The 17,958-nt window shown below is 65.1% G+C and carries 18 protein-coding genes; 12 read left to right on the top strand and 6 right to left on the bottom strand.

Going from position 1 to position 17,958, the window contains the following annotated elements:
• Positions 1–4 precede the first annotated feature (4 nt).
• The 6 genes from QSV46_RS16245 (at position 5) to QSV46_RS16220 (ending at position 5,165) form a co-directional block, all read left to right on the top strand.
• A complete protein-coding gene (locus QSV46_RS16245; RefSeq protein ID WP_314952919.1) occupies positions 5–874 on the top strand; it encodes a metal ABC transporter permease in 870 nt (289 codons plus the stop codon).
• 5 nt (positions 875–879) lie between these two features.
• On the top strand, positions 880–1,743 hold the full coding sequence (locus QSV46_RS16240) for a metal ABC transporter solute-binding protein, Zn/Mn family (RefSeq protein WP_314952917.1): 864 nt from the start codon (positions 880–882) through the stop codon (positions 1,741–1,743).
• Between the two features lie 54 nt (positions 1,744–1,797).
• Positions 1,798–2,844 (top strand): GTP-binding protein, encoded by a 1,047-nt coding sequence (locus QSV46_RS16235; RefSeq protein WP_314952915.1) that lies wholly within the window; start codon positions 1,798–1,800, stop codon positions 2,842–2,844.
• On the top strand, positions 2,844–3,863 hold the full coding sequence (locus QSV46_RS16230; protein WP_314952913.1) for a WD40 repeat domain-containing protein: 1,020 nt from the start codon (positions 2,844–2,846) through the stop codon (positions 3,861–3,863). Before QSV46_RS16235 ends, QSV46_RS16230 begins: the two co-directional genes overlap by 1 nt.
• Before the next feature lie 146 nt (positions 3,864–4,009).
• Entirely contained in the window at positions 4,010–4,726 is a 717-nt protein-coding gene (locus tag QSV46_RS16225; RefSeq protein ID WP_314952911.1) for an MgtC/SapB family protein, read from the top strand.
• Between the two features lie 100 nt (positions 4,727–4,826).
• Complete coding sequence (locus QSV46_RS16220; RefSeq protein WP_314953353.1) at positions 4,827–5,165, top strand: hypothetical protein; 339 nt, start codon at positions 4,827–4,829, stop codon at positions 5,163–5,165.
• Between the two features lie 115 nt (positions 5,166–5,280).
• On the opposite strand, the gene QSV46_RS16215 is transcribed toward QSV46_RS16220, so the two are convergent.
• The 5 genes from QSV46_RS16215 to QSV46_RS16195 all read right to left on the bottom strand — a co-directional run bounded on the left by QSV46_RS16215 (position 5,281) and on the right by QSV46_RS16195 (position 10,086).
• Positions 5,281–6,723, bottom strand: coding sequence for a homospermidine synthase (locus QSV46_RS16215; RefSeq protein ID WP_314952909.1), 1,443 nt, complete (start codon positions 6,721–6,723; stop codon positions 5,281–5,283).
• A 48-nt stretch (positions 6,724–6,771) separates the two neighbouring features.
• Positions 6,772–7,161, bottom strand: a complete 390-nt coding sequence (locus tag QSV46_RS16210) for a RidA family protein (protein WP_314952907.1) — start codon at positions 7,159–7,161, stop codon at positions 6,772–6,774.
• Between the two features lie 133 nt (positions 7,162–7,294).
• Positions 7,295–7,882 (bottom strand): N-acetyltransferase, encoded by a 588-nt coding sequence (locus QSV46_RS16205; protein ID WP_314952904.1) that lies wholly within the window; start codon positions 7,880–7,882, stop codon positions 7,295–7,297.
• A 131-nt stretch (positions 7,883–8,013) separates the two neighbouring features.
• Entirely contained in the window at positions 8,014–9,156 is a 1,143-nt protein-coding gene (locus QSV46_RS16200; protein ID WP_314952902.1) for a type III PLP-dependent enzyme, read from the bottom strand.
• A gap of 675 nt (positions 9,157–9,831) precedes the next feature.
• Positions 9,832–10,086: a hypothetical protein gene (locus QSV46_RS16195; protein WP_314952900.1), complete on the bottom strand. Its 255-nt coding sequence runs from the start codon at positions 10,084–10,086 to the stop codon at positions 9,832–9,834.
• Positions 10,087–10,221: 135 nt separating this feature from the next.
• Here QSV46_RS16195 and QSV46_RS16190 point away from each other — a divergent pair, with 135 nt between their 5' ends.
• From QSV46_RS16190 to QSV46_RS16180, 3 genes are read left to right on the top strand one after another with little or no spacing between them, the layout of a single operon-like run.
• The gene (locus tag QSV46_RS16190; RefSeq protein WP_314952898.1) at positions 10,222–12,303 is read left to right on the top strand and encodes a M3 family metallopeptidase; all 2,082 of its coding nucleotides are present in this window, start codon (positions 10,222–10,224) and stop codon (positions 12,301–12,303) included.
• Positions 12,303–12,941 carry a DUF1007 family protein gene (locus QSV46_RS16185; RefSeq protein WP_314952895.1) on the top strand — a complete coding sequence of 213 codons (639 nt, stop codon included), beginning with the start codon at positions 12,303–12,305 and terminating at the stop codon, positions 12,939–12,941. The genes QSV46_RS16190 and QSV46_RS16185 overlap by 1 nt, the downstream gene beginning before the upstream one ends.
• The gene (locus QSV46_RS16180) at positions 12,938–14,032 is read left to right on the top strand and encodes a nickel/cobalt transporter (RefSeq protein ID WP_314952893.1); all 1,095 of its coding nucleotides are present in this window, start codon (positions 12,938–12,940) and stop codon (positions 14,030–14,032) included. Before QSV46_RS16185 ends, QSV46_RS16180 begins: the two co-directional genes overlap by 4 nt.
• A gap of 158 nt (positions 14,033–14,190) precedes the next feature.
• Here QSV46_RS16180 and QSV46_RS16175 read toward each other — a convergent pair whose 3' ends face one another.
• Positions 14,191–14,589, bottom strand: coding sequence for an MAPEG family protein (locus tag QSV46_RS16175; RefSeq protein WP_314952891.1), 399 nt, complete (start codon positions 14,587–14,589; stop codon positions 14,191–14,193).
• An 81-nt stretch (positions 14,590–14,670) separates the two neighbouring features.
• Between QSV46_RS16175 and hemH the strand changes: the two genes are divergently transcribed.
• From hemH to QSV46_RS16160, 3 genes are all read left to right on the top strand, one after another.
• Positions 14,671–15,705: a ferrochelatase gene (gene hemH, locus QSV46_RS16170; protein ID WP_314952890.1), complete on the top strand. Its 1,035-nt coding sequence runs from the start codon at positions 14,671–14,673 to the stop codon at positions 15,703–15,705.
• Between the two features lie 11 nt (positions 15,706–15,716).
• Complete coding sequence (locus QSV46_RS16165; protein ID WP_314952889.1) at positions 15,717–16,676, top strand: ABC transporter substrate-binding protein; 960 nt, start codon at positions 15,717–15,719, stop codon at positions 16,674–16,676.
• Positions 16,677–16,917: 241 nt separating this feature from the next.
• Complete coding sequence (locus QSV46_RS16160) at positions 16,918–17,919, top strand: SPFH domain-containing protein (protein ID WP_314952887.1); 1,002 nt, start codon at positions 16,918–16,920, stop codon at positions 17,917–17,919.
• Positions 17,920–17,958: the final 39 nt, after the last annotated feature.

Raw genomic sequence — 17,958 nt, 5'->3', positions numbered from 1 at the left:
TCAGATGGTCTATGACGCGCTGATCGGTCCGTTCACCGAGTTCGAGTTCATGCGGCGCGCGCTCGCCGCTGCGATCGCGCTGTCGCTGGCGGGCGCGCCGATCGGGGTGTTCCTGATGCTGCGGCGGATGAGCCTTGTCGGCGACGCCATGGCGCATGCGATCCTGCCCGGTGCGGCCGTGGGGTTCCTGCTCTCCGGCCTCAACCTGTTTGCGATGACGGCGGGTGGCCTGATCGCCGGCTTTGCGGTCGCGATCCTCGCCGGTGTGGTCGCGCGCTCGACCGGGCTGAAGGAGGATGCGTCGCTCGCGACCTTCTACCTGGCCTCGCTGGCGCTGGGCGTCACCATCGTCTCGATCAAGGGCACCAATATCGACCTCTTGCACGTGCTGTTCGGCAACATCCTCGCCATGGACGACCAGACGCTGCTGGTGGTCGCCTTCAACGCCACCGTGACGCTGCTGGTGCTCGCCGTGATCTATCGCCCGCTGGTGATCGAGAGTGTCGATCCGTTGTTCCTGCGAACCGTGAGCCGCGCCGGGGGACCCGCGCATCTTGCCTTCCTTGCGCTGGTCGTCATCAATCTCGTCAATGGATTTCAGGCGCTCGGCACGCTCCTGGCGGTGGGTCTGATGATCCTGCCTGCCGGTATCGCGCGGTTCTGGTCGCGCGATCTCACGGTCATGATCTGCATTGCCGTGATCGCTGCTGCGGTGTCCGGCTATGCCGGCCTGGTGCTGTCGTTCCAGACCCGGGTGCCGTCGGGCCCCGCGATCATTCTGGTGGCGACGGTGTTCTACATCGTCTCCGTGCTGTTCGGCCGCGTCGGCGGCGTTATCAGGCAGCTGTTTCCCGGCCGGCATCTGGAAGCGTGACGGCGATGCGACCTATCCTGCTTTGTGTGCTCCTGCTGATCGCTTCGCCGCTTCACGCCGCGGAACGGCTGAAGGTCGTCGCAAGCTTCTCGATCCTCGCCGATTTCGTCCGCAATGTCGGCGGCGACCGGATCGACCTGACGACGCTGGTCGGCGCCGACAGCGACGCGCACGTCTACACGCCCGCACCGAGCGATGCGAAGCGCATCGCCGACGCAAAGCTCGTCATCGTCAACGGGCTCGGCCTCGAGGGATGGTTGCCGCGCCTCGTGCAGTCCTCCGGCGCCAAGGCGCAGGTGGTGGCCGCGAGCGCCGGCATCGCGGCCCTCAAGCTCGGCGCTGCCGCCGATCCCCACGCCTGGCAGTCTGTTCCCAACGCCAAGATCTATGTGACCGACATCGCAACCGCGCTCGCCGCGGCGGCCCCGGAAGACGCCGAGTTCTTCCGCGCCCAGGCAAAGGCCTATCTGGAAAAGCTCGAAACGCTCGACCGCGAGGTCCGCGAGGCCGTCGGCAAAATCCCGCCGGAGCGGCGCAAGGTGATCTCGACCCACAACGCCTTCGGCTATTTCGCCGCCGAGTATGGCGTGCAGTTCGTGGCCCCCCTTGGGGTCTCCACCGAAACCGAGCCCAGCGCGCGGGATATCGCGGCCATCATCGGCCAGATCAAGGCCCAGAAAATTCCGGCCGTTTTCCTGGAAAATATCAGCGACGACCGGCTGATCCGGCGGATCGCGGCCGAGACCGGGGCCAAGGTCGGCGGGACCTTGATTTCGGACGGTCTGACGGGTGAAAAGGGCCTTGCACCCACTTACATTGATATGGTCAGGCACAATATAAAGGCCCTGACCAGCGCGCTTGACCATTAGGGCAGGGGCCACCCCGCCTCGCGTCGCGCGAAACGCCCCAAGTCCGGAGTGATTATGTCTGAAGCGACCGCCCCCAAAATTCCCGTGACCGTCCTGACCGGCTATCTCGGTGCCGGCAAGACCACGCTGCTCAACCGCATCCTGTCGGAAAACCACGGCAAGAAATACGCGGTCATCGTCAACGAATTCGGCGAGATCGGCATCGACAATGACCTCATCATCGGCGCCGACGAGGAAGTGTTCGAGATGAACAACGGCTGCATCTGCTGCACGGTGCGGGGCGATCTCGTGCGCATCATGGACGGGTTGATGAAGCGCAAGGGCAAGTTCGACGCCATCATCGTCGAGACCACGGGCCTTGCTGATCCGGCGCCCGTCGCCCAGACCTTCTTCGTCGATGAGGACGTGCAGAAGAACGCGCGCCTCGATGCGGTCGTCACCGTCGCCGACGCCAAATGGCTGTCGGACCGGCTCAAGGACGCACCCGAGGCCAAGAACCAGATCGCCTTTGCCGACGTCATCGTGCTGAACAAGACCGACCTCGTCACCAAGGGAGAGCTTGCCGAGGTCGAGGCCCGCATCCGCGCCATCAATCCCTATGCGAAACTGCATCGCACCGAACGCTGCTCGGTGGCTTTGGCCGACGTGCTCGACCGCGGTGCGTTCGATCTCGACCGCATCCTCGACATCGAGCCGGATTTTCTGAATGCCGACGATCATGACCACGACCATGATCATCACCATCACGGCGACGACCGTCATCACCATGATCACGGCCATGGCCTGAAGCACTATCACGACGAGGACATGCAATCGCTGTCGCTCAAGACCGACAAGCCGCTCGATCCGAACGTGTTCATGCCCTGGCTCCAGAATTTGGTGCAGGTCGAGGGCGGCAAGATCCTGCGCTCCAAGGGCATCCTCGCCTTCCACGACGATGACGACCGCTACGTGTTCCAGGGCGTCCATATGATGCTGGAGGGCAACCACCAGCGGAAGTGGAAGGACGGCGAGCCGCGCCAGAGCCGCCTCGTGTTCATCGGCCGCGAATTGCCTGAAGAGCTCATTCGCACGGGCTTCGAGAGCTGCATCGTCTCGTGATGAAAGAGTTTACGCCGGCTCCCGATTCAGCCTCGATCGTCTCCGTCACCGACCGCGTCAAGCCTGTTGCGCTCGGCATGGGCGTGACTTCGGTGCATTTCCTTGGCCCCCGCGCCGCCTTCGTCGGCGCCGAGGAGAATGTCGCGTTCGTAGATAACCAGGGCGAGATCACCGCCGTCCCCGTCCACACCGGCGGCATTCTCTCGACCGCCTCCGACGGCAAGCGCCTCGTCATGGGCGGCGACGACGGCAAGGTCGTGTCGCTCGACGCCAAGGGCGAGGTGACGCTGCTCGCGACCGATCCGAAGCGGCGTTGGATCGATGCGGTGGCGCTGCATCCCGATGGCGCCTATGCCTGGTCGGCCGGCAAGACGGCGACCGTCAAGAGCGGCAAGACCGAGGAGAAGTCGCTCGAGGTGCCCTCGACCGTCGGCGGCCTCGCGTTCGCACCAAAGGGCCTGCGGCTCGCGATCGCGCATTACAACGGCGCGACGCTGTGGTTTCCGAACATGGAAGGATCGGCCGAATTCCTGCCCTGGGCCGGCTCGCATCTCGGCGTCACCTTCAGCCCGGACAACAAATTCCTGGTCACCACGATGCACGAGGCGGCGCTGCACGGCTGGCGGCTCGCCGATAACAGGCACATGCGCATGACCGGCTATCCCGGCCGCGTCCGCTCGATGTCCTGGAGCGCCGGCGGCAAGGGGCTCGCGACTTCGGGCGCCGATACCGTCATCATCTGGCCGTTCGGCAGCAAGGACGGCCCGATGGGCAAGGAGCCCGCGATGCTGGCGCCGCTCCAGGCCCGCGTGTCCGTGGTCGCATGCCATCCGAAGAACGACATCCTCGCCGCCGGCTACAGCGACGGCACCGTGCTGATGGTGCGCCTGGAAGACGGCGCCGAGATCCTGGTCCGCCGCAACGGCACCCCGCCGGTGGCCGCGATCGCCTGGAACGCCAAGGGCACGCTGCTGGCGTTCGCTGATGAAAATGGGGACGGGGGCCTGCTGGAGCTTTAATCTGTCATGGTTCCGGCCGTAGGGTGGGCAAAGGCGCGCTTGCGCCGTGCTCACCATCTCTCCGCGAAACGAAAGTGGTGGGCACGTCGCGCGAAGAGCGCGCCTTTGCCCACCCTACCGCATCTCCCAAACGGCGGCGCGAACACATGCGGTTTCTGACGACCTTCCAGATTGCCGACTTCGCGGACACGCTGGTCAGCCTGTTCACGGCCTTCGTGCTGGGCACGCTGATCGGCGCCGAGCGGCAATATCGCCAGCGCACCGCGGGCCTGCGCACCAACGTGCTGGTCGCGGTCGGCGCCGCCGCGTTCGTTGATCTCGCCATGCATCTGACGGGCGCGGACGGCGCGGTGCGGGTGATCTCCTACGTCGTCTCCGGCATTGGCTTTCTCGGCGCCGGCGTCATCATGAAGCAGGGCATGGACGTGCGCGGGCTCAACACCGCCGCGACGCTGTGGGCCTCAGCAGCGGTAGGCTCCTGCGCCGGCGCCGACATGGTCGCGCAGGCCGCCGCGCTCACCGTGTTCGTCATCGCGGGCAACACGATGCTGCGCCCCTTGGTCAATGCCATCAACCGCATTCCGCTGAACGAGAAGGCCTCGGAGGCGACCTACTACTTCAAACTTGCGGTCGCGCCGGACGCCTTGCCCGATATGCGCGACCGGCTCGTCGAGAAGCTCGAGGGCGCAAAATATCCGGTGGCCGATATCGACGTGGTCGAGACCGGTGACGATTTGATCGAGATCGTCGCAAAGCTGGTCGCGACCGCGGTCGATCCGAACGAGCTGAACGCGGTGGCGACGGATCTGCAGCATCTGCCCGGCGTGCGCCACGCCACTTGGGAAGTCAGCACCACGGATTGAGCGCGGCGTTTTGGCGCGCAAACGTCCGGTTCCGCCCGGACGGGCTTGGAACTGCGGCTTGGCAAATTCGTTGATCCCGCAGACAAAGGTGGTGATCGATATGCCCGGCAGGAACGACAAGCGCGGACTTCGACGAGACCTTTTGATCGCCTGTTCGCTATTTGCTGCAGGTGTCGCGATCTCGGGCCTGTCACTCGCGCAGATTCGCGCCGAGAGTCGGCTGCAACTGGCACAGGCGACGCCGCCGCTCCAGGGCACGCCGTCCGATGATCAGAGCAAGACGCCTGCGGAATCAAAGCCCGGCGGCGATCGCCCGACCACGCCGGCGCCCGAGCCCGCGCGCCCCGACCCGCAGACGCAAGGTGCGGCCGGCGGGGCCAAACCGGCATTGCCGCCGGCACCTGCCGAGAAGATCGCGCCACCGATCAAGGAGAAGTAGGGAAATCGCTGTTGCAGCGTCATGCCCGGGCTTGTCCCGGCCATCCACGTTCTTGGAGCTGCACGAAGAAAGTTCGTGGATACCCGGGACAAGCCCGGGCATGACGGCTGAATTGTCACCGCACCAGAATATTCCGGAACTGCCAGGGATCGCTGGTATCGATATCCTCCGGAAACAGTCCCGGACGATCCGTCAGCGGCGTCCAGTCGGTGTAGAAACCCTTTACGGGGCCGAGATACGGCAACTGGATTTCCAGCAGGCGATCGAAATCCATCTCGTCGGCTTCGACGATGCCTTCGTTGGGATTCTCGAGCGCCCACACCATGCCGCCGAGCACGGCGGAGGTCACTTGCAGGCCGGTGGCGTTCTGATAGGGCGCGAGCTTACGGGTCTCCTCGATGGAGAGCTGCGAGCCGTACCAGTAGGCGTTGTTGTCATGGCCGAACAGCAGCACGCCGAGTTCATCGATGCCGTCGACGATCTCGGTCTCGTCGAGGATGTGGTGCTTTTCCTGCATCTTCGCCGCGCGGCCGAACATTTCATGCAGCGACAGCACGGCATCGTCAGCCGGATGATAGGCGTAGTGGCAGGTCGGCCGGTAGACCGCCGTGCCCGAGGCGTCGCGCACCGTGAAGTAATCGGCGATCGAGATCGATTCGTTGTGGGTGACGAGGAAGCCATACTGCGCGCCGCGGGTCGGGCACCAGGTGCGCACGCGGGTGTTGGCGCCGGGCTGCATCAGATAGATGGCGGCGCCGCAACCGGCTTCGTGGGTGCGCGCATTCTCGGGCATCCATTTTTCGTGCGTGCCCCAACCGAGTTCGGACGGCTGCACGCCTTCCGACAGGAAACCTTCCACCGACCAGGTGTTGACGAAGACATCAGGCTCTTTCGGCTTCTTCGAGCGCTGCGTGTCGCGTTCGGCGATGTGGATGCCCTTGATGCCGGCCTGCCGCATCAAATCCGCCCATTCGGCCTTGGTCTTCGGCTTGGGGGCATTGAGCTTCAGGTCGGCGGCGACATTGAGCAGCGCCTGCTTGACGAAGAACGAGACCATGCCGGGATTGGCGCCGCAGCATGAGACGGCCGTGGTCGAGCCCGCCGGGCGCGCCCGCTTGGCGGCCAGCGTCGCTTCGCGAAGAGCGTAATTGGAGCGCGCTTCCGGGCCCTTCGACGCATCGAAATAGAAGCCGAGCCAGGGCTCGTTGACGGTGTCGATGTAGAGCGCGCCGAGCTCGTTGCAGAGCTCCATGATGTCGGTGGAGCCGGTGTCGACCGAGAGATTGACGCAAAAGCCCTGGCCGCCGCCTTCGGTGAGCAGCGGGGTCAGCAATTCGCGGTAATTCTCCCTGGTCACGCCCTTCTGGATGAAGCGCACATTGTGCTTCTCGCAATGTGCCTTGCGGCCGTCATCCTTGGGATCGATCACGGTGACGCGCGACTTGTCGTAATCGAGATGCCGCTCGATCAAGGGCAATGTGCCTTTGCCGATGGAGCCGAAGCCGACCATGACGATGGGACCGGTGATCTTCGCGTAGATCTGCGAGGCGGGGCTCATGGGGGTGGTTCTCCGGATAGGGCGGGCAGATGGGTGGTGAGGGATGGATCAGGCGCTGCGGCGCTTGGCGGTGACTTCGATCTCGACCTTCATCTCGGGCCTGGCGAGGGCGCTGACGACCAGCAAGGTCGCGGCCGGCCTGATGTCACCGAGCACCTCGCCGCAGACGGCGAAATGGGCATCGATATAGCTGGCGTCGGTGATGTAATAGGTCGCACGGACGATGTCGGCCATCTCGAATCCACCCTCATTCAGGGCGGCTTCAATGGTCTTGAAGCAGTTGCGTGACTGGCTCGTGACGTCGGCCGGCATCGTCATCGTGGTGTAGTCATAGCCGGTGGTTCCCGCGACAAAGGCGAAATCGCCGTCGATCACGGCGCGGCTGTAGCCGACGGTCTTCTCAAGGGGAGAGCCGGTGGAGATCAGGCGGCGGGACATGGTCGTGGGCCTCGACTGGAGGGGGGCTTGGCGGGTTAAAGGGCGTTTCTCAGGCCCGCGCAACCCCAAAGGAACGGGCACGCGCGGGCATAGCCGCGGAATGCGGCTTGGTCGTCGCCATCATGGCAATCCCTTAGGCCGCGTGCGCTTCGAGGGCGCGAACCGCCCTCCGTTTGGGCAAGGCCGCGCCGGTCGGCACGATCATCCCCTCGGCGCCATCCAGGGCGCCGGCCTGGAATTCGATCGCCAGCAGACGGTCGGGCTCGAACGGACCGGGCAGCGACAGCGCGCCGGTCTTCTCGCCCGTGAAGCCGAAGCGGGCATAGTAGGGAGCATCGCCGAGCAGGATCACGGCAGCATGTCCGCGCGCCCGGGCGGCAGCCAGCGCTTGTTGCATCAGCGCGGCGCCGATCCCGAGCTCGCGGCAGGCAGGATCCACCGCCAGCGGTCCGAGGACCAGAGCGGGCCTGCCTGCGGCGCTGACGTGCCACAGCCGCACGGTTCCCATGAGCTTGCCCTCGCGCACGGCCGACAGGGCAAGGCCTGCGGCAGGTGCACGTCCGTCGCGCAGGCGCTGGCAGGTGCGGTCATGGCGGTTCTCGCCAAAGCAGGCATCCAGCAGCGCTTCACGCGTCGCGACGTCGGCAGCACGCTCGGCTCGGATCGCGAACGGAGCGGCTTTCGAGGTGAGGGCGATCTGTGGCTTCCGAAAAGCAGTCATGGCGCGTCAGTCCCCGCTTGAACCGACGTGCGCGCAGCACGCCGTCCAAGACGTCGTCAGAAATCGAAATGTCAGGGGAGGAGCCGGCAAGCCGGCTCCCGGGTTCGTCAGGCCTCGGAAAGAGAGGCTGCTTAGATGTGGTACGTCTTCAGCGGCGGAATGCCGTTGAACGCCACCGCCGAGTAGGTCGACGTATAGGCCCCGGTGCCTTCGATCAGCAGCTTGTCGCCGATCTCGAGCGTGACGGGGAGCGGATACGGGCTCTTCTCGTACAGCACGTCGGCGCTGTCGCAGGTCGGGCCAGCGAGCACGCACGGCGTCATCTCCGCGCCGTCATGCGGGGTGCGGATGGCGTAACGGATCGACTCGTCCATCGTCTCGGCGAGACCGCCGAACTTGCCGATGTCGAGGTAAACCCAGCGCACCTCGTCCTCGTCGCTCTTCTTCGAGATCAGCACGACCTCGGATTCGATGATGCCGGCGTTGCCCACCATGCCGCGGCCCGGCTCGATGATGGTCTCCGGGATCTGGTTGCCGAAGTGCTTGCGCAGCGCGCGGAAGATCGACCGGCCGTAGGTGACGACCGGCGGCACGTCCTTGAGGTACTTGGTCGGGAAGCCGCCGCCCATGTTGACCATGGTCAGGTTGATGCCGCGCTCGGCGCAGTCGCGGAACACCTGCGAGGCCATCGCCAGCGCACGGTCCCACGCCTTCACCTTGCGCTGCTGCGAGCCGACATGGAACGAGATGCCGCACGGCTCCAGGCCCAGGCGCTTGGCGACGTCGAGCACATCGACGGCCATTTCCGGGTCGCAGCCGAACTTGCGCGACAGCGGCCACTCGGCGCCGGCGCAGTCATAGAGGATGCGGCAGAACACCTTCGCACCGGGCGCGGCACGGGCGATTTTCTCGACCTCGGCGGTGCAGTCGACCGCGAACAGGCGAATGCCGAGCGCGAAGGCGCGCGCGATGTCGCGCTCCTTCTTGATCGTGTTGCCGAACGAGATGCGGTCGGGCGTCGCACCGGCGGCCAGCGCCATCTCGATCTCGGCGACCGTCGCAGTGTCGAAGCAGGAGCCCATCGAGGCGAGCAGGGCCAGCACTTCCGGCGCCGGGTTCGCCTTGACGGCGTAGAACACGCGGCTGTCGGGCAGCGCCTTGGCAAAGGTCTGGTAATTGTCGCGCACGACCTCGAGGTCGACGACGAGGCAAGGCTCGGTGTCCCGGCCCTCGCTGCGGCGGTTGCGCAGGAATTCCTGAATACGTTCGGTCATAGCACTCTCCCAAACGGCCCAGCGACGGGGATCCGTTCAAAAAATGACGTCGGATAAGAGCGCTCCGGCCAGATCACGCGATGGAGGCGCGACGAGCCAAAGACTCAGATCAGACTGTGCTGCCGTGGATTGGTTGGGAATTTCCCGCCCGCACACCTGGCAATGAAGGACAAGCCTTTTCAGTAGCCCGCGCCGGCGTTGGACTGCCGGTAGAGACCAAAAAAGCCCGATCCGTCGTTGCTTTAAGTCGCGTCCCCCGTTGAGAGCGGGGTGCGCCGGTTCGCCTCCGGCTGCCAGTCACGGTTGCAAAAAGTGAAGTCACCTTCGACAAGGCATCTCTTTGAGAGAGATGCTGGACGCTCCGGGTTTGCTTTCGTCTCAGGCTTCATGAGCCTTTCGACTTCCACACTTCCGAAGAGCCCCTCGGCTTCTTCACCCCTTGGCGGCTGTCCGGCCTCTTGTCCGGATACCTACCGACTGACACACGACCACAGGCACGTGCGAAATTGGGCAAGAGCGCACATAAGGCTTTTGACTCTGCTTCGCAAGAATTTTTTTAGGCTGCGGACGGAATTGCCTAACATCTGCTTGCGCAGTGTTGCGGCAGCGACGCGGAAGATGAACGCGCGTTAAGTTTTCAGTGTCGTGCGCGCGTCGGACGCGCGCGAGGAAGCGTCAGCCGCGCTTCGTGAAGGGCTCGACGCGCTGGGCTGCGCGGATGAAGGCGGTCATCACGAGCACGCCGAGTGCGAACAGCACGGCCTGAAGGATGTGGGCGCCCTGGTCGCCGAGCCCGAACAGGATCGCGAGCGCCCAGCCGCCGGCAAACGCTGCGCCGAACACTTCGGCGCCGATCAGGATCGCAGCGCTGATGACGGTGATGACGCTGGGCCAGACGATCCGGCGGGAGGACGAGGAAGACGCGTTCATGAGCTCAGGGATCCAGGCTTCGAGGGCCGCAATCTCTCCGAAAAGGCGGGCGGGAGCAAGGCCAAATGGCCCAAAAAAGCCCCATCGCGTGCTATAGCTGGCCGCAACAAATCAGCTCAGAAACCGGGACTTGCGATGTCAGAACCCCGCCAAACTACGGATGCCGAGACCAACCCGCTGGTGCAGGCCTGGGTGACGCCGTTCGCGACCCCGCCCTTCGACGAGATCAAGCCGGAGCACTTCCTTCCGGCCTTCGAGCAGGCCTTCGCCGATCACTCCGCCGAGATCGCGGCGATCACCAATGATCCGGCGGCCGCCGACTTCGCCAACACCATCACGGCACTGGAGCGCTCGGGCAAGCTGCTGAGCAAGGTCGCAGCGGTGTTCTACGATCTCGTCTCGGCGCATTCCAACCCGGCCATCCTCGAGATCGACAAGGAGGTCTCCTTGCGGATGGCGCGGCACTGGAATCCCATCATGATGAACGCCGTGCTGTTTGGTCGCATCGCCCAGCTGCACGAGAACCGCGCCAATTTGGGTCTCTCCTCAGAGCAGCTTCGCCTGCTGGAGCGCACCTACACCCGCTTCCATCGTTCCGGCGCCGGCCTCTCCGAGGAGGCCAAGACGCGGATGGCGGAGATCAACGAAAAACTCGCCCAGCTCGGCACCAGCTTCAGCCATCATCTGCTCGGCGACGAGCAGGAATGGTTCATGGAGTTAGGGGAGGCCGACCGTCAGGGCCTGCCGGAGAGCTTCGTCGCGGCAGCCAAAGCTGCGGCGGAAGAGCGCGGCATGGAAGGCAAGGCGATCGTGACGCTGTCGCGCTCCTCAAGCGAGCCGTTCCTGAAGAGTTCGTCGCGGCGCGACCTCCGCGAGAAGGTCTACAAGGCCTTCGTCGCGCGCGGCGACAATGGCAATGCCAACGACAACAACGGAGCCATCGTCGAGATCCTGAAGCTGCGGGAAGAGAGCGCCAAGCTGCTGGGCTATCCGACCTTCGCGGCCTACCGGCTCGAGGATTCCATGGCCAAGACGCCCGACGCCGTGCGCAGCCTGCTCGAGCGGGTCTGGAAGCCGGCGCGGGCACGGGCGCTCGCCGACCGCGACGAGATGCAGGCGCTGATCACGACCGAGGGCGGCAATTTCAAGCTGGCGCCCTGGGACTGGCGCTTCTACGCCGAGAAGCTCCGTCTCCAGCGCGCCAATTTCGATGACGCGGCGATCAAGCCGTACCTCACGCTCGATCACATGATCGCCGCCGCCTTCGACTGCGCCACACGCCTGTTCGGCATCACCTTCGAGGAGCGCAAGGACGTGCCGGCCTGGCACCCGGATGTCCGGGTCTGGGAGGTGAAGGGGCCCGACGGCAAGCACAAGGCGCTGTTCTACGGTGACTACTATGCCCGCCCCTCAAAGCGCTCCGGCGCCTGGATGACCTCGCTGCGCGACCAGCAGAAGCTCGACGGCGAGATCGCGCCCTTGATCATCAATGTCTGCAACTTCGCCAAGGGCGCCGGCGGCGAGCCCTCGCTGCTCTCGCCCGACGATGCCCGCACCCTGTTCCACGAGTTCGGCCACGGCCTGCACGGCATGCTCTCCAACGTGACCTATCCGTCGCTGTCGGGCACGTCCGTGTTCACCGATTTCGTCGAGCTGCCGTCCCAGCTCTACGAGCACTGGCAGGAGCGCCCCGAGGTGCTGCAGCAGTTCGCCCGCCACTACCAGACCGGCGAGCCGCTGCCGGACGATCTGCTCCAGCGCTTCCTTGCCGCTCGAAAGTTCAACCAGGGCTTTGCCACGGTCGAGTTCGTGTCGTCGGCGCTGGTCGATCTCGAATTCCACACCCAGCCGGCCGCCGCTGCGCAGGATGTCCGCGCCTTCGAGAAACGCGAGCTGGAGAAGATCGGCATGCCCGAGGAGATCTCGCTCCGTCACCGTCCCACGCAGTTCGGCCATATCTTCTCCGGCGATCACTATGCCGCGGGCTATTACAGCTACATGTGGTCGGAGGTGATGGACGCCGACGCCTTCGGCGCCTTCGAGGAGGCCGGCGACATCTTCGATCCCGAGGTGGCCAAGCGCCTGCACGACGACATCTACTCATCGGGCGGATCGGTCGATCCGGAAGCCGCCTACGAGGCCTTCCGCGGTCGCCCGCCCGAGCCCGACGCGCTGCTGCGCAGGCGCGGCCTGCTCGACGCCCCGAAGGCGGCCTGATGGGCATGCACGCCCTGTTCGGACTGCTGCTCGCCGCTGGCCTGACGCTGGCAGGCAGCGCGGCGCGCGCGCATCCGCATGTCTGGATCACCGCGACCAGCGAATTGCTCTATGCCGCCGACGGCAGCATCACTGGCGTCCGCCACGCCTGGACGTTTGACGACATGTTCTCGGCCTATGCGGTGCAGGGGCTCGAGGGCAAGACCAAGGGCGCCTATACAAGCGAGGAGCTCGGGCCGCTGGCGCAGACCAATGTCGAGTCGCTGAAGGAATATGCCTACTTCACCTTCGCGCGAGCCGACGGCAAGAAGGAGCGCTTCCAGGAGCCGGTCGACTACTTCCTCGACTACAAGGATACGGTGCTGACCCTGCACTTCACGCTGCCGCTGAAGAACCCGGTCAAGCCCAGGCAGCTGGTGCTCGAAGTGTTCGACCGTTCCTTCTTCATCGATTTCCAGATGGCCAAGGACAACCCGGTCAAGCTGGTCGGCGCGCCCAGTGGCTGCCAGATGAAGCTGGATCGTCCCAGCGACGGCACCGCGAGCGCGCAGAAGCTCAACGAGCAGACCTTCATGAATGGCGAGAACTCGAATTTCGGGATGATGTTCGCCAACAAGATCACGGTGGATTGTCCTTGAGGCCGCAGCTCTCCCCGCTCGCGCGCGGGCTGCTCGCCTGCGCCGCTGTCGTGGTTGTCGTAGCCGCGACCGACGCCGCACTTCACGATCCCCTCGCGCAAAACCCGTTCGGCGCACCGCGCCCGGCGCAGGCGGCCGAGCGCGAGGCGGGCGGCCTCATCGGCTGGCTGCTGGCGAAACAGTCGGAATTCTATCGGCAGATGTCGGCGACCATTCGCGCCGCGAAGACCGACGGCTCGGCGGTGTGGACGCTGCTCTTCATTTCGTTTGCCTACGGCATCTTCCATGCCGCCGGCCCCGGCCATGGCAAGGCGGTGATCGCCTCCTACCTCGTCGCCAACCGCGAGACCGCGCGGCGCGGCATCGTGCTGTCGTTTGCCTCGGCGCTGATGCAGTCGCTGGTGGCGATCCTGATCGTCGGCATCTCGGCCTGGGTGCTGAATGCGACCGCGAAAACAATGTGCAAGGCGGAAGGCGCGATCGAGATCGCCAGTTACGGCCTGATCGCGCTGTTCGGCCTGCGCTTGGTCTGGGTCAAGGGCCGCACTTTCATCCGCGCACTCCAGGCGACGCAGGCGGTGCCGGCGATCGCCGGCGTGCCGCATGATCATGATCATCACCATCATCATGATGCGCATGATCGTCATGGCCACGATCACGCGCACACCGATCACCACCACGCGCACGACCACGTCCACGACGAGCATTGCGGCCATTCCCACGGCCCCACGCCGAGCGAGCTCGCCGGCCCCGGCGGCTGGCGGCGTGGGTTCGCCGCGATCCTGACCGTCGGCATCCGCCCCTGCTCGGGCTCGATCCTGGTGCTGGTGTTCGCGCTCGCCCAGGGCCTGTTCTGGGCCGGCATCGCCGCGACCTTGCTGATGGGGCTCGGCACCGCGATCACGGTCGCGGCCATCGCGGTCGTCGCCGTCTCCGCCAAGGACGTCGCCGCCCGCCTGAGCGCAGGCCGCGACGGCGGCGGCGCGCTGTTCATGCGCGGCATCGAATTCGGCGCCGCCGCCCTCGTGCTGCTGTTCGGCGCCGGCCTGTTGTTTGGCTACATCGCCGCCGAACGGACGACGTGCTTCTAGGCAAGCCTCTCGTGCCCCGGACGCAGCGGAGCGTCCCTTCGACGATGCGCTGCAGAGCCGGGGCCCATCTCTCCGCGGAGCGTGTGGCCTTCTGGGTCCCGGCTCTGCGGAGCAGCGCAAGAGCGCTGCACCGCGTCCGGGACACAGGAGCGAGAAACTCACACCGGCAGAAACTGCTTCAAGGCCGGCATGAAGAAGATCCCGAGGTTGATGGCAAAGCCGATGCTCCAGAGGATCGAGCGCAACGCCGGGCGGTTGCCGAGATAGGTCAGCACATAGGCGATCCGCACGATCAGGAACAGCACCGCGAGCTCGTCGACCAGGCGCTGCGGCGAATCCCGGAATTCGGCGAGCAGGACGGCGAAGGCGAAGAACGGAAAGCTCTCGATGCCGTTCTGGTGGGCGCCCAGCGCCCGCTGCGCAAGGGCGCCCTCGAAGAAGGCAGGGTCGCGCGGCCGCGAATTGTCGAACGTGCGAAACCTGATCCATTTGATCGAGACGATCGTCGACAGATAAAGCAGCAGCGCTCCGAGAACGCACCATTCCGCGAGTGTCATCAGCCCCTCCCGCTTGGCTGCGACCCTAGCGAAACCGCCCTCATCTTGACAAGTTCGGAGCAACGCGCGACGCAACGGACCATGACAATTGCCCCCCTCGAGACTGCAAAGCCGGCCGTGCGATCGGGCCGGCCGCGGGTCGGTGTGCTTCTGGTCAATCTCGGCACGCCCGATACGGCCGATGCGCCCGGCGTGCGGGTCTATCTCAAGGAGTTCCTGTCGGACGCCCGGGTGATCGAGGACCAGGGCCTGGTCTGGAAGCTCGTGCTGAACGGCATCATCCTGCGCCGCCGTCCCCGGACCAAGGCGCTCGATTACCGGAAGATCTGGAACAACGAGACGAACGAGTCGCCGCTCAAGACCATCACGCGGTCGCAAGCCGACAAGCTCACCGCGGCATTGTCGGACCGCGACCATGTCGTGGTGGACTGGGCGATGCGCTACGGCAACCCCTCGATCAGATCGGGCATCGACGCGCTGATCGCGAAAGGCTGCGACCGCATCCTCGCTGTTCCGCTCTATCCGCAATATTCCGCCCCAACCTCGGCGACCGTCTGCGACGAAGTGTTCCGCGTGCTCTCCCGCCTGCGTAACCAGCCGACGCTCCGGGTGACGCCGCCCTATTACGAGGACGATTGCTATATCGAGGCGCTCGCGATCTCGATCGAGACGCATCTGGCGACGCTGTCCTTCAAGCCGGAGCTGATCGTCGCTTCCTTCCACGGCATGCCGAAATCCTATGTCGACAAAGGCGACCCGTATCAGGGCCAGTGCGTCGCCACCACCGAGGCGCTGCGCCGCAGGCTCGGCATGGACGAGACCAAGCTGCTGCTGACCTTCCAGTCGCGCTTCGGCGATGACGAATGGCTCCAGCCCTACACCGACAAGACGATGGAGCGTCTGGCGAAAGAAGGCGTGCGCCGCATCGCGGTGGTGACGCCGGGCTTTGCCGCCGACTGCCTGGAGACGCTGGAAGAGATCGCGCAGGAGAACGCCGAGATATTCAAGCACAATGGCGGCGAGCAGTTTTCCGCGATCCCCTGTCTCAACGACAGCGATCCAGGCATGGACGTGATCCGCACTCTGGTGCTGCGTGAGCTTCAGGGCTGGATCTGAGGGTGTCTGCCATGAATCGCCGCGAAGTCTTGGCGCTTCTTGGGACGATCGCCGCGCTGCCGGCCCCGGTGCTGGCGCAGCAACCGACGCGCCGGCTCGGCGTGCTCGCGGTCGCCGCCGATGCAGTGATCGGGCAGACCCGCCTCGCCGAGGCGCTTGCCGCCCATGGCTGGAAGGAGCACGACAATTTGCGGATCGACTGGCGCAGCGGCGCCGGCGACCGGGCGCCGATCGCCGGGCTCGCCGACGAGTTGATCGCGCTCAAGCCCGACATCCTGCTCGCGGTCGGCACGCCCTCGGTCGAAGAGCTGCGCCGGCGCACCACGACGATCCCGATCGTGTTCGCCGTGGTGACCGATCCCGTGAGCCAGGGCTTTGTCCAGAATCTCGCGCATCCCGGCGGCAACATCACCGGCTTCACCGATTATGACGGCCCGCTGGCCGGTAAATGGCTGGAGATGCTGACGCAGGTCACCCCAAAAGTGTCCCGCGTCTTCGTCGTCTACAATCCCGCCACCGCGCCGTTCGCGCCGCTGATGCTGCGCACGATCGAGGACGCCGCCCGGATCCTCCACGTGACGGTCGAGCCCGCGCCGGTCCATGACGCGGCCTCGATCGCCGCGCTGGCTTTGCGCAAAGACGGCGGCCTGCTGGTGCTACCGGACTTCTTCACCATGGCCAATCGCGCGCATCTGCTGACAGCGATCGGCGACGCGCGCGCGCCGGCGGTGTTCTGGAGCCGCACCTTCGTCGACGAGGGTGGGCTGATGTCCTACAGCACGGACAGCGCCGAGCAGCTCCGCCGCGCCGCCTCCTATATCGACCGGATCCTGAAGGGAGCGCAGACGGCTGACCTTCCGGTCCAGAATCCCACCAAGTTCGAGCTCGCGATCAACCTGAAGACGGCGAGGGCACTTGGCGTCACGCTTTCTCCAAGCCTGCTTGCAACGGCGGATGACGTCATCGAATAGGAGTTGGCTTCGACATCTGGCATGCCGGATTCGTTAACGCCTGCCGCTAGGTCTGCGCTCGCAGGCTTTCAAGAGCGCCTCGCAAATACATAATCGCGACCATTCCCTCTCCCTGCGTCTTGTGTAGAATCGCGCCAATGCAGAAATTATGCAGCGACCGCTGAACCCATTGCTGAACTTTGGGGGTCGTGATCCCGACCAATGACGGCCCGGGAAGGGTTTTCCCCGGCTTGGAGGAAATATGAGCGGTTTCGACATGTTTGCGATTGTTCTGGTGTTGCTCGTCATCGTCACACTGGTCGCCGGCGTGAAGACGGTACCGCAGGGCTATGACTGGACCATCGAGCGGTTCGGAAAATACACCCAGACCTTGAGCCCCGGGCTCAATCTGATCGTGCCCTATTTCGATCGCGTCGGGCGCAAGATCAACATGATGGAGCAGGTGATCGACATTCCCGAGCAGGAGGTGATCACCAAGGACAACGCCACCGTGACGGTCGACGGCGTCGCCTTCTACCAGGTGTTCGATGCCGCCAAGGCGAGCTATGAGGTCTCCAACCTGACCCAGGCAATCACCGTCCTGACCATGACCAACATCCGCTCGGTGATGGGCGCGATGGATCTCGACCAGGTGCTGTCGCATCGCGACGAGATCAACGAGCGTCTGCTGCGCGTGGTCGATGCCGCGGTCTCGCCCTGGGGCCTCAAGGTCAACCGTATCGAAATCAAGGACATCGTGCCGCCCGCCGACCTCGTCGAGGCCATGGGCCGGCAAATGAAGGCCGAGCGCGTCAAGCGCGCCGACATTCTCGCGGCCGAAGGCCAGCGTCAGTCGGAAATCCTGCGCGCCGAGGGCGCCAAGCAGGGCCAGATCCTCCAGGCCGAGGGCCGCAAGGAAGCCGCGTTCCGCGACGCCGAGGCGCGCGAGCGGTCCGCGGAGGCCGAGGCCAAGGCGACGCAGATGGTCAGTGAAGCCATCAGCAAGGGCGACGTCGCCGCGCTGAACTATTTCATCGCCGACAAATATATCAAGGCGTTCGGGCAACTGGCGGACTCGCCGAACCAGAAGGTGATCATACTTCCGGTCGAGGCGATGAGCATGCTGGGCTCGCTCGCCGGCATTGGCGAGATCGCCAAGGCGACGTTCGGCGAAAACGCGGCGTCTGCCGCTGCCGCCCGCCGCGGCAGCTCGGTGCCGACGACCGGCAGCACGCCGCCGGCGGTGCCGCCGCGGCAGGGATAAAGCGCATGCCCCGGACCCGAAGGGCCACGTTAGTGCAAA

Origin of the sequence: Bradyrhizobium cosmicum, from assembly GCF_032290525.1 — a bacterium.
GTDB classification, from domain to species: domain Bacteria; phylum Pseudomonadota; class Alphaproteobacteria; order Rhizobiales; family Xanthobacteraceae; genus Bradyrhizobium; species Bradyrhizobium cosmicum_A.
The sequence above is the reverse complement of the archived record's forward strand: the minus strand, read 5'-3'. Positions and strand labels throughout refer to the sequence as shown.